Origin of the sequence: Paenibacillus sp. GYB006 (genome assembly GCF_036577645.1) — a bacterium.
Classification (GTDB): domain Bacteria; phylum Bacillota; class Bacilli; order Paenibacillales; family Paenibacillaceae; genus Paenibacillus.
Genome location: NZ_JARBDA010000001.1, coordinates 859,013 through 873,837, shown reverse-complemented (window position 1 = coordinate 873,837; position 14,825 = coordinate 859,013). Strand labels below are relative to the sequence as shown.

15 protein-coding genes are annotated in these 14,825 nt (G+C 43.0%); 4 read left to right on the top strand and 11 right to left on the bottom strand.

The annotated features are described in order from the left end of the window. Positions 1-29: 29 nt before the first annotated feature. From fabD to PV403_RS04180, 6 genes are all read right to left on the bottom strand, one after another. Positions 30-971 (bottom strand): ACP S-malonyltransferase, encoded by a 942-nt coding sequence (gene fabD / locus PV403_RS04205; RefSeq protein WP_332083685.1) that lies wholly within the window; start codon positions 969-971, stop codon positions 30-32. Positions 972-1,054: 83 nt separating this feature from the next. Further along, a complete protein-coding gene (locus PV403_RS04200; RefSeq protein ID WP_374705803.1) occupies positions 1,055-2,050 on the bottom strand; it encodes a beta-ketoacyl-ACP synthase III in 996 nt (331 codons plus the stop codon). Positions 2,051-2,055: 5 nt separating this feature from the next. Next, the gene (gene plsX / locus PV403_RS04195; RefSeq protein WP_213532518.1) at positions 2,056-3,045 is read right to left on the bottom strand and encodes a phosphate acyltransferase PlsX; all 990 of its coding nucleotides are present in this window, start codon (positions 3,043-3,045) and stop codon (positions 2,056-2,058) included. Next, positions 3,029-3,625, bottom strand: a complete 597-nt coding sequence (fapR, locus tag PV403_RS04190) for a transcription factor FapR (protein WP_201450751.1) — start codon at positions 3,623-3,625, stop codon at positions 3,029-3,031. The genes plsX and fapR overlap by 17 nt, the downstream gene beginning before the upstream one ends. 344 nt (positions 3,626-3,969) lie before the next feature. Beyond that, on the bottom strand, positions 3,970-4,143 hold the full coding sequence (rpmF, locus tag PV403_RS04185) for a 50S ribosomal protein L32 (RefSeq protein ID WP_160036476.1): 174 nt from the start codon (positions 4,141-4,143) through the stop codon (positions 3,970-3,972). Positions 4,144-4,457: 314 nt separating this feature from the next. Then, positions 4,458-4,964 carry a YceD family protein gene (locus PV403_RS04180; RefSeq protein ID WP_332083684.1) on the bottom strand — a complete coding sequence of 169 codons (507 nt, stop codon included), beginning with the start codon at positions 4,962-4,964 and terminating at the stop codon, positions 4,458-4,460. A gap of 450 nt (positions 4,965-5,414) precedes the next feature. Between PV403_RS04180 and PV403_RS04175 the strand changes: the two genes are divergently transcribed. Further along, complete coding sequence (locus PV403_RS04175; RefSeq protein WP_332083799.1) at positions 5,415-6,620, top strand: nucleotidyltransferase; 1,206 nt, start codon at positions 5,415-5,417, stop codon at positions 6,618-6,620. Positions 6,621-6,773: 153 nt separating this feature from the next. Here PV403_RS04175 and PV403_RS04170 read toward each other — a convergent pair whose 3' ends face one another. Beyond that, a complete protein-coding gene (locus PV403_RS04170) occupies positions 6,774-7,811 on the bottom strand; it encodes a SepM family pheromone-processing serine protease (RefSeq protein ID WP_332083683.1) in 1,038 nt (345 codons plus the stop codon). A 208-nt stretch (positions 7,812-8,019) separates the two neighbouring features. Here PV403_RS04170 and PV403_RS04165 point away from each other — a divergent pair, with 208 nt between their 5' ends. Beyond that, positions 8,020-9,270: a nucleoside recognition domain-containing protein gene (locus PV403_RS04165; protein ID WP_332083682.1), complete on the top strand. Its 1,251-nt coding sequence runs from the start codon at positions 8,020-8,022 to the stop codon at positions 9,268-9,270. On the opposite strand, the gene coaD is transcribed toward PV403_RS04165, so the two are convergent. Beyond that, positions 9,245-9,763: a pantetheine-phosphate adenylyltransferase gene (coaD, locus tag PV403_RS04160; protein WP_213532514.1), complete on the bottom strand. Its 519-nt coding sequence runs from the start codon at positions 9,761-9,763 to the stop codon at positions 9,245-9,247. The two genes, PV403_RS04165 and coaD, sit on opposite strands and share 26 nt — an antisense overlap. Further along, positions 9,756-10,376, bottom strand: coding sequence for a 16S rRNA (guanine(966)-N(2))-methyltransferase RsmD (gene rsmD / locus PV403_RS04155; protein ID WP_213532513.1), 621 nt, complete (start codon positions 10,374-10,376; stop codon positions 9,756-9,758). Before rsmD ends, coaD begins: the two co-directional genes overlap by 8 nt. Before the next feature lie 795 nt (positions 10,377-11,171). On the opposite strand from rsmD, the gene ahpC reads away from it, so the two are divergent. Both ahpC and ahpF read left to right on the top strand, forming a co-directional pair. Beyond that, on the top strand, positions 11,172-11,735 hold the full coding sequence (gene ahpC, locus PV403_RS04150) for an alkyl hydroperoxide reductase subunit C (protein WP_213532512.1): 564 nt from the start codon (positions 11,172-11,174) through the stop codon (positions 11,733-11,735). Positions 11,736-11,748: 13 nt separating this feature from the next. After that, the gene (gene ahpF / locus PV403_RS04145; RefSeq protein WP_213532511.1) at positions 11,749-13,278 is read left to right on the top strand and encodes an alkyl hydroperoxide reductase subunit F; all 1,530 of its coding nucleotides are present in this window, start codon (positions 11,749-11,751) and stop codon (positions 13,276-13,278) included. A gap of 98 nt (positions 13,279-13,376) precedes the next feature. On the opposite strand, the gene PV403_RS04140 is transcribed toward ahpF, so the two are convergent. Together PV403_RS04140 and PV403_RS04135 are read right to left on the bottom strand one after the other, a co-directional pair. Next, the gene (locus PV403_RS04140; protein WP_213532510.1) at positions 13,377-13,571 is read right to left on the bottom strand and encodes a hypothetical protein; all 195 of its coding nucleotides are present in this window, start codon (positions 13,569-13,571) and stop codon (positions 13,377-13,379) included. Positions 13,572-13,791: 220 nt separating this feature from the next. Next, a complete protein-coding gene (locus PV403_RS04135) occupies positions 13,792-14,667 on the bottom strand; it encodes an SMP-30/gluconolactonase/LRE family protein (protein WP_332083680.1) in 876 nt (291 codons plus the stop codon). Positions 14,668-14,825 lie beyond the last annotated feature (158 nt).

Genomic DNA, 14,825 nt, shown 5'->3' with positions numbered 1-14,825 from the left:
TTTCCTCAAGTATCATCAAACTTAGATGTTTAAGAAAGTTCAGCAGCCAATAAATTCAGGCTTTCCAAATTGTTTACATTATAAAGCTTCAAGGACTTGTCTACTTTCTTAATTAGACCTGTTAACACATTACCAGGGCCAATCTCGATAAAAGTATCCACCCCTTGTTTTACAAGATATACGACTGTATCTTCCCATTTAACAGAGGAATAAACTTGTTCGACTAGAAGATTCTTAATCTTCTCTGCGTCTGTCACCGGTTCTGCAGTTACATTAGCAATAACAGGAACAGCTGCATCATGCAGTGTAACTTGAGCTAAGCGTTCTTGCAGCTTCTCTGCCGCACCTTTCATCAGAGAGGTGTGGAAAGGCCCGCTGACAACAAGAGGGATCGCTCTTTTTCCTCCTGCTTCTTTTACACGCTGAACAACTTCATTTACACCATCCTGTAAGCCGGAGACAACAATTTGTCCTGGTGAATTAAGATTCGCCAGTTCAACCAAGTAGTCCTCCCCTTGCGAAGAAATCTTAGCACAGAGTTCAGCCAGCGCTTCTCTTTCTGCACCAAGGACCGCTGCCATGGCACCGCGGCCGCCAGGTACTGCTTCCTCCATAAATGTTCCTCTTGCACGAACAATGGATACTGCATCTTGAAACGAAATAACGCCTGATGCAACAAGCGCGCTATATTCACCAAGGCTGTGACCTGCCATATAATCGGCGGTAATGCCTTTTTCCCGCAATGCTTCATAAAGTGCAATACTCGCTGTCAATAGTGCAGGCTGGGTGTTTTTTGTTTGTTTCAAATCCGTATCTGGACCTTCAAACACTAACGTGCTGAGCGAAAATCCAAGTGCTTCATCTGCTTGTTTAAAAATAGCTTGGGATGCGTCTACCTGATCATATGCATCTTTTGCCATTCCTACAGACTGGGAACCTTGTCCAGGAAATACAAAAGCAATTTTGCCCATACTAGATTCAAAACTCCTTTCGTCCAATTACTAGAGTTAAAGAAAAATATAAATAAATTATAATAACTGAATCATTTCATTGATTACCAAACGAGAACCGAAGCTCCCCAAGTCAATCCGCCGCCAAAACCAACCATCAGTACTTTATCGCCCGGTTTCATTCGGCCTTCTTCCGCTGCTTCAACGAGTGCGAGAGGAATGGATGCTGCAGAAGTATTCGCATACTTGTCCACATTAATAACTACCTTCTCCTCTGGAAGCTCAAGACGCTGCATGGCAGATTGGATAATACGAATATTAGCCTGATGAGGAATGAAAAGATCTACATCTTCTTTTCCGAGTCCAGCTTTCGCTAGTACATCTATCGTAGCTGTTCCCATAACGCGAACCGCAAATTTAAAGACTTCTCTTCCGTTCATGTAGATATAATGCTGTTTATTCGCAATCGTCTCTTCTGAAGCTGGCAATCTAGAACCACCTGCTTGCAAGTTCAGAAGCGAACCACCTGCTCCTTCAGCTCCAAGGTCAAACGACTTGAATCCGCGACCTTCAGGTACTTCGCCCAGGATTACAGCTCCAGCGCCGTCTCCAAAAAGGACACTTGTGTTACGGTCTGTATAATCTGTAATTCTAGAGAGACAATCCGCACCTATTACGAGTGCATTGTTGTACATCCCCGTTTGGATAAGACTTGTTGCCGTTGCCAGGCCATATACAAATCCGGAACACGCTGCGGACAGATCAAATGCAGCCGCTCCTTTTGCACCAAGTTTATCTTGCAAAATACAAGCTGTAGATGGAAAAGCACTGTCTGGTGTTACCGTTGCAACAATAATCAGTTCAATGTCTTCATGCTTAATGCCTGCAGATGCAGCCGCTGCTTTTGCGGCTTCAAAAGCTAGATCAGACGTAGCTTGCTCAGGTGCTGCAATATGACGTTCCCGAATCCCTGTACGAGAAACGATCCATTCGTCATTCGTATCCATCATTTTTTCCATATCCTGATTCGTCAAAATACGTTCAGGTACATATTTACCTGTACCGATGACACCGACTGGACGCAAATGTGTATTCATCATGTCACTCACTTCCCTGTAATTTCCTTAGATATACTTTCAACCAGCTGATTCTCAATCGCTATTCTAGCCTGCCGAACGGCATTCTTAATTGCGTTTGCATCTGCTGAACCATGACTCTTAACAACAAGACGGCTAAGTCCAAGCAAAGGTGCACCGCCATGTTCTTTGTAATCCAGTTTTCCTTTTAGACTGCGCAGTTCCGGCATAAGCATTGCTGCTGCCAGTTTTGTCTTCAGTGAAGAAGAAAACTGTTCTTTCAAGAGAGCAAAAATAGCACCCGCTGCGCCTTCTACCGATTTCAGCAGTATATTACCTGCAAAACCGTCACAGACGAGTACATCACATGTTCCCATAAGAATATCTCTTGCTTCTACATTTCCAATAAAATGAATCGGCAGTTTCTCCAAAAGAGGGTAGGCAACTTTCGTCAGTTCATTCCCTTTTCCCGGTTCTGTACCCACATTCAGAAGTCCCACTCTCGGGCGCTCAATACCTTGGACTTTCTGACGGTATATACTTCCCATAAGTGCATACTGCGCAAGATGCTCTGGTTTCGCATCCATATTCGCACCAAGATCAAGCGCAAGCATTCCCTTATCATCAATGGTTGGAATCATAGGAGCAAGGGCAGGTCTCTCAATCCCATGCATTCTGCCTACTACGAGCAGCCCTGTTGTCATCAGCGCACCTGTATTGCCAGCTGAGATCATCGCATCTGCACTGCCTTCACGAAGCATTCGTCCTGCAACGACCATCGAAGCGTCTTTCTTGCGGCGAACAGCTCTGACAGGTTCGTCATCAGACGTAATCACTTCAGATGCATGCTGAACAGTCAAATTCACTGGCCGTTCATTCCCAAGATAAGGCGCAATTGCTGTTTCGTCTCCGACAAGTACAATCTCTGTATCTTTCCATTCCTTAGCAGCAAGAAGGGCACCTTCTACACTTGCAGCTGGTGCATTGTCGCCTCCCATTGCATCAATGACGATCCTCATGATGATTACCTCCCTCTTCGCTATCTTGTCTTGCAGATCGGTAAATGACGAAGTTTCCTTGAAACACCATTTCCTCTCCAACATAAGCGAACACTTCTACTTTTGCCTTTCCCTTCTGTTCCGGCATCGAACGAACATATGCCTTAGCAATACACTTCTCTCCTAAATGAACCGGTCTTACAAACCGAATATCTGCGGAGGCAGTGAGTGCGATCTCATCGTTAATTACCGCAACAGCAAGTGAATTGGCCTGCGCAAACACATAGTGTCCACGCGCAATACCCGTTCTAGAAAATACATGTTCATCTTTAATTTCAAAAATGGAAATACCACTTTTATCAAGCTGAAGATCAACAATATCTCCGATCACTTCATGTAACGGAAGGGAGCGAACTTGATCATATGACCTTTCAGCCATCAGCTTCATCCGCTCACGCAGTTCAGGAATGCCAAGTTCCATACGATCAAGACGAATGGTTTGAATACTTACCTTCAGCAGTCTGGTTAACTCTTGATCCGTGATAAAAGGATTGTCCTCAATCATCTGTGCAAGTTGCTGTTGCCTCTGTCTTTTCGGTATGCGTTCTATGACCAAGCTCCCCCTTACTTCCGAAATTATACAATCTCAAGTTAAAATCATTACGTTGTATATGTGAGACTAATCCGCGTTAGTCTATGTAAAGCATAGTCAAACCATCTATATATTCAGAACATTATATTCTTTATTATTCATTCATCAATCAGGTATCTGATACCTAAAGGCAATGATGATAAACCATTTTCAGATAACAAACTAACCAAGGTTAGAACCTGGTACTAAAGCTTAGTATAAAGGAAGCTGACGCAAAAAGAAAGTACTGCTTTATTACTCACAAAAAAATAGTACTCTATCCTAGGATAGAGTACTATTTCGCAGCAAAGCTATTATTGAGAGATGATCTCTCTAGATTTGTACGTTCCGCACACTTTGCATACGTGATGAGCAAGCTTCATTTCTCCGCATTGTTCACATTTCACCATACCTGGCACTGCCAATTTAAAGTGAGTACGACGTTTGTCACGACGAGTTTTGGATGTTCTCCGTTGAGGTACTGCCACAATTCCCACCTCCTTATCAAAATCAACTGTTGCATAATAGCACAGATGTCATGTATTCAGCAAAAACTTTCAATAATCCATGCATACCTATTGTGATGCAACTAGTTATTGATATCAACCATTAATTATTTATGCACACTAAGTGATGCACCAAATAATTAATATCTACTATCAATCATTCATGCACGCTAAACGGCGCACCGAATGATTAATATCTACTATCAATTACTCATGCACACTAAGTGATGCACCAAGTAATTAATATCTACTATTAATCATTCATGCACGCTAAGTGATGCACCGAATGATTAATATCATTTAAAGAAATCCTTAAGCCCAGCAAGCCGCGGATCCACAACAGTATTGTCGCAGTCACAACTGCTTTGGTTCAAGTCGGTACCGCATGTAGGACACAGCCCTTTACAATCAGGCTTACACAGCGGCGCAAACGGTAGATGCAGCAAGAAATATTCTTCCATAAATGGATCAAGATTCACGGTATCCTCGTCCACATACAAGGTATCATCCTCTTCATCCACATCTTCCGGCTCTGTTCCTTGTTTGAACTGTTCGGCGAATTTCATATCTAAATGTTCATGTACGTTACCAAGACAACGAGAGCAGAGCATATCCACTTCGGCCGTTAACGGACCTTGAACATCCACAACGTCTCCCGGTAATGCAGTTAGTGTTAGTTCTGCCTGCAAAGGGGACACGGCTGTGATTTCCTTGTTGTTTCGAATAAGATGACTAATATCAAGCGATTCCGATACCTTTAGAGGCTCAGTACTTGCTGCCATCTTGCGAAATGACATTTGCATTATAATCACTCCAGACGATAAACCATTTTTTCAATCAGCCCTATTACTGTATACTATCTTAGTGTGTTGCAATACAGACATAAGTATGTTGAGAAAAGGGTCTAACAAACAAAAATCATTATAACGATTTTCAAAGAGGTTTGTCAACACTTTAAACTTTACACCCTGTATTGGAGGATAAGCTGTTCCTGTAAAAACAGTTACCGTAACGGCTAATTCAAAATAATATCCTACTATAATCAATTTCATAACTCATTAAAACGATAAAAATCGTAACTATGTATAGACAAATTGAACCATTCTGATCTATATATACTCCTGATTAAAGCAGCTAAAGGTATTATGAAATTGATTTAACTAAGATAACAAATAAAGCAGGTCTTAAGCAAATCCGGGAGGTTGAACAATATCGTGAATTCCGCGGTAGGACTGATTGTAGAATATAATCCCATGCATAACGGTCACGTATATCATCTAGAAGAATCGAAAAGGCTCACGCAATCGAGCGCAGTCGTTGCCGTCATGAGCGGGCATTTTTTGCAGCGCGGTGAACCTGCGATCGTCAGCAAATGGGCACGCACGGAGATGGCGCTTACGATGGGCGTCGATCTCGTGCTTGAACTGCCGGCTGCCTATGCAGTACAGCCGGCGGAATGGTTTGCCTATGGTGCGGTGGCCACCTTGCACCATACAGGCGTTGTTGATTCGCTCTGCTTTGGCAGCGAATCGGGAGAGCTTTCACCGCTGATGGAGCTGGCGGACCTCTTAGCCAGTGAGCCGCAGGCTCTGGCTTCCCTCCTCCAGCAGCAGCTTGCCAGCGGTGCAAGCTATCCCGCAGCCTATGCAGCGGCTGCGGCTGCTCTTGCCCCCGGCCGTGATCCTGCGGGGGCACTGGCCTTGCTGAAGCAGCCCAATAATACACTTGGGCTGCACTATCTTATCGCGCTGCGCCGTTTAGGCAGTGCGATCAGGCCCTTCACGGCGCAGCGTACCGGCGCCGGATACCATGATGCGATGCCTGGCACAGGCAGCATCGCAAGTGCAACGGCCGTGCGCCGGCTTCTGCTCGGCGAGGATGGCCTTGCCGCCGCGGCGCCGTATGTGCCGGCGGAGGTACTTGCCATTCTGCAACGCGAATGGCAAGATGGACGCGCTCCTGTGGATCTGGAGCGCTACCGAGACGCGCTTTTTACACAGCTCGTGACAAAGAGCCCGGAGGAACTTGCACGCTTTGGCGAGGTCACTGAGGGCCTGGAGTATCGTTTACTTAAACTGCTCCCTCAGCTTCCAGAGCTCTCCATCCATGCTCTCCTAGAAGCGGTAAAAACCAAAAGGTATACAAAAACAAAACTTCAGCGCATGCTGACTCATATTCTTCTTCATCATGAGAAGGAAAAAATGACACCGGACATTCTGCGTCAAGGCCCTCATTATATTCGGGTTCTTGGATTCACAGATAGAGGACAAGCCTTGTTAAAAGAAATGCGCAAAAAAGCAACACTGCCGATCGTCATTAAAACGTCTGCCTTCGAGCATGATCAATTAACATGGGATCAGCAGGCAACAGCAGTCTATGGAATGGGGATGCCTAAGCCGAATCCTAGGCTATTATATCGTGATTTTTACGAACCCCCTGTACGGATTGTAGAAAAATGACATGAAATATATATAGCTAAATCATAATGATCATCCATATTGATGATCCAATAAAAATAAGGCATATAACGTGAAGTCTCTGACCTCAAGTTATATGCCCTATTTTTTTCACTTCTAATTTTCATTACCAACGGAGATGTAATGAAAAAAGATTTATTTTTCGGAGAGAGTATCGATATATTCAAGGGCATCCTCTACCGTGTCCACAGGAACGAGTTTCATTTCTGTTTTGATGGAATCTGCCTTTTTCTTTGCATCCTCATAATTATCTCTAGGCACAAAGAAAATTTCAGCATTTTTCCGGTCCGCAGCTACAATTTTATGCACTACACCGCCGATCGGTCCAACGATGCCCTCTTTCGTAATCGTCCCTGTTCCGGCAATAATATGGCCTTTTGTCAAATCCCCTGGAGTAAGCTGATTATAAATCTCCAGTGTAAACATAAGTCCTGCAGAAGGGCCGCCTACCCGGGTATCCTTAAATTCGATCTGATGAGCTGGATCTTCCGGCTTCACCTTCTGAATCGTTCCGATCATCACGCCAAGACCTGCTCTTGTCTTCCCTGTATTCGTATCTTTAATCGGAACAAGCGTAACTTCTCTCGTGATGGTCTCTCCATTCCGATTTAACTGCATTTCAATGGTGTCTCCCACTTCTTTATCCTGCAGTTCCTTAGACAGAACCGTATGATCGGGAGTAGGCACACCATTTACAGACAATATTTTATCTCCGGCTTGAATATCCCCTTGAGGCGCAGGATCTTTGGACAAACCAAACACAAATATATGCTCAGGTACAATACTATAATTAATGCCAGCCTGCTCATATGCAGCTTCCATAGCAGAAGATTGAGAATCACTCATATAGAAAACCTGTTCTGCCGAATATTCATCTTTCGATTTACCTTGAAGACGCTCTGCTTTCTTTCCAATCTCCGCATGATCATTAAATACAGATAAAAAGAGGAGTGACAAATTCGCGTAACTCGCCGATACGGTGGTCATGAGAAATTCGCCCTCTTCTTTTTCATCCCCATTTTTCACTTGTACCATGGGTTTTACTGCCTCTGCCGAACCCGGCTGAGTAATGATATATGGCGTAGGCATGTACACCAAAACATAAACCATAATGGCAAGTACGGCGATATATAGCGTCGTTCGCATTCCGCTTTTTCTACGCATATCACTCATGATCGTCCACCTCCTCCTTACTTACAGACAGCTTGTTCTTGTTCTTTGTATTCTACATATACATGTATAGGACAACATATTCATCCACAGAACTTGAAGTAGAAACTAACAAGAACATGTTGCACCACTATCACTTAACCTTAAAAAAAAACCGCGCCCCTATTTTTACAGGGTCGGTCTTTATCTTACCTATAGAGGTGATTGTTCATTGAACTCTAATAATAAAACAAGTGCAGGTATGCGGAGGCTGGTTCCTCCCTATCTCATCACAATGCTGCTGGGCATAGGTGCTCTTTTCCTTGTAGTCGCCATTATTTCATCACCCGAAGAGGCGTTCGAGGCCTCCATGCAGGGACTAAATATCTGGTGGAAAATGGTGTTTCCTGCATTACTGCCATTTCTGATGTTGTCACAGATGCTGACTGCTTACGGTTTTACCCACGGACTGGGTGTACTCATCGAACCCTTAATGAAAAAAGGATTTCGAATGCCAGGAGCAAGCGGTATTGGACTTGCCGTGGGCATGAGTGCTGGTTTCCCTTCCGGAGCCGATACCGCAGTACAGCTGTATGAGCAAAAGTTAATCACGTCAAAAGAAGCCTCACGGCTTGCTTCTCTCACCCATTTTACCAATCCTATGACATTGCTCGTTGTCATTGGAGCGGCTTTTTATCAAAATCCCGTTGTCGGTTACGTCCTCATCCTGGTTCACTGGGCAGCTGGTATCCTTTCCGGATTCATTCTCGCGAGGTTTGCTAACAAAAATGATGCAGTATCGGTAAGTAATACGAACCCACATGTACATGAACCAACCGTTCCAAAAAAAGGTCTGCTCTACTCCATGTATCAAGCCGCTGCCTTGACTAGAAAAAAAGACGGCCGAAGTTTTGGGAAACTGCTCGGAGATACAGTAAGTCATGCCGTTCAAGTACTAATGATGACAGGTGGCTCTATGATCGTATTTTCTGTCCTTATCAAGTTGATTGGAAAATACGTCACTCCATTTTTCCCAGATTACCTCTGGTCTTCTTTTTTTGAAATACACCTTGGTGCTTATGCTCTTCGTTCCACAGATATCATCTCGCAGCCACTCCAGTTCGGGTTGCTTGCAGCGGCGATCGGCTGGGGAGGACTGAGTTCACACTGGCAAGTCTCAGCCCTTTTGAAACCGTACGGAATCAGCACTTCTATCTTTACTTTCGGACGAATATTACATGCATGTATTTCTTATATTCTTGTCCTGATCTTGTGGACACCGATTAAAATGTGGCTTCTCTCCACTAGAACCGTGTTCAATGACGCTTCCCCCGGAATAAACGGAATCTCAGAACCTGTAATAAACGGTTTCCAGTATGCGGGATGGCTCGGTATGCTTCTCATTTTGCTGTTAACAACGTTCATTTTGTTATCCAAATGGATTGCCGGATGGAAGTCTACTCGAGGGCCTTTTTCTCATTAACTTTACGTCTAAGCGCTTCTTCCACTTCTTTGGACACCAGATCTGTCACATCACCATTAAAGCTTGCAATTTCCTTAACCACACTGGAACTAAGATAGGAATAAATCGGATCGGTCATCATAAAAATAGTCTCGGCGTCCTTATTTAATTTCTTATTTAAGGACGCGAGCTGCAATTCGTATTCAAAATCCGTTACCGACCGAATTCCGCGCACAATGACATCGGCCCCTTTAACTCGTACATAGCTCGCAGTAAGATCACGAAAACTGTCCACTTCTACATTGGGCAGATCCTTCGTAACCATCTCCAGTAATTCAACACGTTCTTCTACGGAAAATAGAGGATTTTTGCTTTTATTGTTCAGAACAGCTACCACCAGACGATCAAACTGTTTGGAAGCTCTTGTAATGATATCGAGATGCCCCATCGTTACGGGATCAAAACTACCCGGATAGACGGCCACTCTCTCGCCTGAATATACTTCTTTATTCATCAACTTGTATCTCCTGACTCGTTTCATTATGACTTATATCTTCCTCCACTGATTCAGTGATGGGGGAATAATGGTAAACCGATATAGCCGTATCTCCATAGGTTGTTTTTCGAGTTTGGTCAAAATGTCCAAAGTGCTCCTCATACTCATGACCCGCATCATATTCAACGACTACGATGGCGTCTTCAGATAACATATCGTTCTCCTGCATCGCCAGCATGAGTTCATCTGCATTCTTCATCCGGTAAGGCGGATCTAGAAAAACAACATCAAACTTGTAAGCACGTTTTGCCAGCAGTTTCAAAGCTCTGCCTGCCTCATTGCGATATACTTCTGCCTTATTCTCAAGCTTTGTAGCCTTCAAGTTAGCTCGAATGACTTCGATACTTTTGGGTTCAAGGTCAATAAATATCCCCTTGTCCATCCCTCTGCTAAGTGCCTCTATGCCAAGTCCGCCGCTGCCAGCGAAAAGATCGAGCACATTTCCACCTTCAAAATAAGGTCCAATCATACTAAAGACCGCTTCCTTCACCTTGTCGGTTGTCGGACGTGTCCCTGTTCCGGGAACTGCTTTAAGCGGTCTTCCTTTAGCTGTGCCTGATATCACTCTCACCTTTTTATGTCACCCTGTTTCTGTCTTAATATGTGCCTTTATTATATCGATATCGTACCACAATCTATAATAGATGTGAAAATGCCCAAATGAATTCGGCAAAAAGAAATTAGCCCGGTCATGTATAAACTTACCTGTGAGCGGTCATGATGTAATTATCGGCATCACAAGTGCCGTAGACAACCGCGGAGAAGACTTACGTTTCCCCATAAGCTCTTCATCCGGTTTCTCCTCTCCCATGATTTGGGCGTCTCGAAAAAGGCGCCCTAAATTATTTTGTAAAGGAAAATAATCACTTTAAATATACTTTTCTCACCTCTATAATAGAAGAAGGAAAATTACCAAGTTGTTCTCTTACATTCTCTGCTCCTACAAATAGATTCTATTCACTTCTCATTTCCACTCTAAACTTATCAATTGAATTGCAAGTATTAACCTGACTTCAAAGTAATTCCCCATATAAAAACTGTAAACAACAAAGCACTGCATTTGAATATTGATTCTATTCTCTGTAAGCTTATAGATGAAGATACTAAAAATACTCCTCTTCTCTTCGCAGATGTCCCTTTAATGAAAGAACACATAACTGGGCAGAGTATAGTTTATTAAAAAAAACATCTACGAGATAAAAAATTAAATCTAATTGAGAATTATTCTTGACAGAATGATAAGCTTATATGATAATAATTATCAGATTAGAATTATTATTATTTAATTAGTTTTGAATTTTATTTCAATACTAGTTAAGTATAAATTCTGTAATAACATACACAACACTTTAGGAGGAACATGAATATGTCTCTAATCGGAAAAGAAGTACAAGAATTTAAAGCTAATGCTTTTCAAAAAGGTGAATTTATCGAAGTTTCTGAACAAAACTTTAAAGGTCAATGGAGCGTAGTATGCTTCTACCCAGCAGACTTCACTTTCGTATGCCCAACTGAACTGGAAGATCTTCAAAATCAATATGCTGCACTTAAAGAACTTGGCGTAGAAGTATACTCTGTATCTACAGATACTCACTTTACACATAAAGCTTGGCACGATCATTCCGAAGCTATCGGTAAAATCGAATACATTATGATCGGTGACCCTTCCCAAAAAATTTCCCGTATCTTTGATGTACTGGACGAAGAAGCTGGTCTTGCTGATCGCGGTACTTTCATCATCGATCCAGATGGTGTTATCCAAACAGTAGAAATCAATGCTGGCGGTATCGGCCGTGACGCAAGTACACTTGTTAACAAAATCAAAGCAGCACAATATGTACGTAACAACCCAGGTGAAGTTTGCCCGGCTAAATGGCAAGAAGGAAGTGCAACACTGAAACCAAGCCTTGATCTTGTAGGCAAAATCTAAGGAGTGCGTCAATATGATACTAGAAGCAGATATTAAAGCTCAATTAGAACAATATCTTCAGCTTCTGGAAGGCGACGTAGTACTTAAAGTGTGTGCGGGGGACGATGAAGTCTCCCGTGACATGCTCTCCCTAGTGGACGAGCTGGCTACAATGTCCTCCAGAATTAAAGTTGAACATGCAAAATTGGAAAGAACACCAAGCTTCAGCGTAAACCGTGTCTCTGAAGACACAGGTGTTGTTTTTGCTGGTATTCCTTTAGGACATGAATTTACTTCCCTGGTACTTGCTTTGCTTCAAGTAAGCGGCAGACCTCCAAAAGTAGATCAAAAGGTAATTGATCAAGTGAAAAGCATTCAAGATGAACTCCATTTTGAATCTTACATCAGCTTGTCTTGCCATAACTGTCCTGATGTCGTTCAAGCGTTAAACGTAATGAGCGTACTGAATCCAAACATCACACATACCATGATTGATGGTGCTGCATTTAAGGAAGAAGTGGAAAGCAAAGATATCATGGCTGTTCCTACTGTTTTCTTGAATGGAGAATCATTTGGAAGCGGCCGTATGTCTTTGGAAGAAATTCTTGCAAAAGTAGGAAGCACTCCAGATGCATCCGAGTTCAGCAATAAAGAACCATTTGATGTACTCGTTGTCGGCGGTGGACCAGCAGGTGCAAGTGCTGCTATTTATGCTGCTCGTAAAGGGATTCGTACAGGTATTATTGCAGAACGTTTCGGTGGACAAATTATGGATACACTTGGTATCGAAAACTTTATCAGTGTTAAACATACAGAAGGTCCTAAACTGGCTGCAAGCCTCGAAGAACACGTAAAAGAGTACAATATTGATCTAATGAACCTGCAGCGTGCAAAACGTTTGGAGAAAAAAGATCTTATCGAAATCGAGCTGGAAAACGGTGCTGTTGTTAAGAGTAAGACGGTTATTCTTTCCACAGGTGCTAGATGGCGCAATGTTGGCGTACCGGGCGAAGCCGAGTTCAAAAACAAAGGTGTAGCTTATTGCCCTCACTGCGACGGCCCATTGTTTGAAGGCAAACATGTAGCTGTTATCGGCGGAGGTAACTCTGGTATTGAAGCTGCCATTGACCTTGCTGGTATCGTAAAACATGTAACGGTACTTGAGTTTATGCCTGAGCTTAAAGCAGACTCTGTTCTTCAAGAGCGTCTTTACAGCTTGCCAAACGTTACCGTTCTTAAAAATGTTCAAACGAAGGAAATTACAGGTACGGATAAAGTAAATGGTATTTCCTATATTGAACGCGATACAGGAACTGTTCAACATATCGAACTTCAAGGCGTATTTGTTCAAATCGGTCTGGTTCCAAATACAGATTGGTTAGGCGATACAATCGAACGTACGAGAATGGGTGAAATTATTGTAGATAAGCATGGCGCAACAAGCCTTCCTGGCGTATTTGCTGCCGGCGACTGCACAGACAGTGCCTACAAACAAATCATTATCTCCATGGGATCAGGTGCAACGGCTTCACTAGGAGCATTTGATTATCTTATCCGCAATTAATATATATCATATAAAAGCCACAGAATGGATAGCCATTATCCACCTGTGGTTTTTGTGTTTTTAAAATTCCGTTTCTTGTTATTAGTTACTAATTATTACTAGAAGATTCGAGACAATAAAACTACGCCTGCAATAATTCCGACAATAATCAGCAAATTAGAAACTTCACGCCATAATGATGGAACACCATATTTATGTAGCTCCTCTTCCTTCACATCAAAATTTGCTTTAGCACTATATGGATCAATGGGTTTAGAAAATTGGTTCTGATCTTGGAAATGATCGTCATTCATCGCACTATCCCCTTTGCTAAATTATAGTCCTCCCTATCCCTTATTCTCATTGTATTTATTACTCTATAAACACTTTGGCAGAGAAAAAGTTACGTATATCTCGATAACTAAATCAATTATCCAAAATAAAAAGACGCAGAAAGGATCGTTTATACGATCTTTACCATGTCTTTTTAGGGTTACTCAGTAAAATATGATGATTTAGATATTTCGGAACAACTTATTTTTGCTTATAACGGAAAGTCGGCATTCCTTTTACACCCGGTTTGATTCGAAACAGTCCTCCCGCGTGCGGCGTTTTTTTGAGTTGTTCGGCGCTTAGTCCGTTCCGCGCTGTAGTAATATACAGCTCGTTCAGATCTTGACCTCCAAAGCAGCAACAAGTCACTTGCTCGGCAGGAATCTCTATGTGTGACAGCATCTTTCCTGTTTCCGGATTCCAGCGGCTGACTTGTGATCCTCCCCAATGTGCGATCCAGATCATCCCTTCTGCATCTACGGTCATGCCATCAGGGAAACCAACATTCTCAGGAAAATCCACCGCTGTTCTGCGATTAGACAACTCGCCTGTCTTCTCATCATAATCAAGCCTATCTACCTTACCTGTAGGTGTATCAATGTAATACATGGTTTTATGATCAGGACTCCAGCATAGACCATTAGAGGTGGAAACTTCGGTAAATATGGTGCTGACTTCTCCGTCTTCTAGACAATAAAAGGCACCTTGCTTGTCTTTTCCTTCAAGACTCATCGTGCCGGCCCAAAAACGACCTGCTGGGTCACATTTGCCATCGTTAAATCGGTTATCCTTACGGCCCGCTTCCGGGTCATGAATAAGCTCAAGCTCTCCCGTATGGAGGTTGTACTCATGATACCCCTCTCGCAGCGCAACGATAACGCGTTCTTTCTCGTATGGTACAACAGCTCCAATATGTTGTCCGATATCATAAACGGTATCCTCGCCCGTCTGCGGATCATAAGCATGCAGCTTAAACCCTTCAATATCTACCCAAAATAAACGGCCCGCTTCCGCATCCCAGCTGGGACCTTCTCCAAGCTTCGCTTTTGCATCAAGTACAAGTTCAAGTTCTGCCATGTTAAACACTCCTTCGCTAATCGCTATAACACTCTGGCTGGTGTATCTACCCATGTTAATACACGAGATTCACTCTACTTAAACGCAAGACTACCATCTAACCATCACCAAGACCCATACCGCATACAAAAATCCAGGCCTGCTCTTCCGTATCAGTG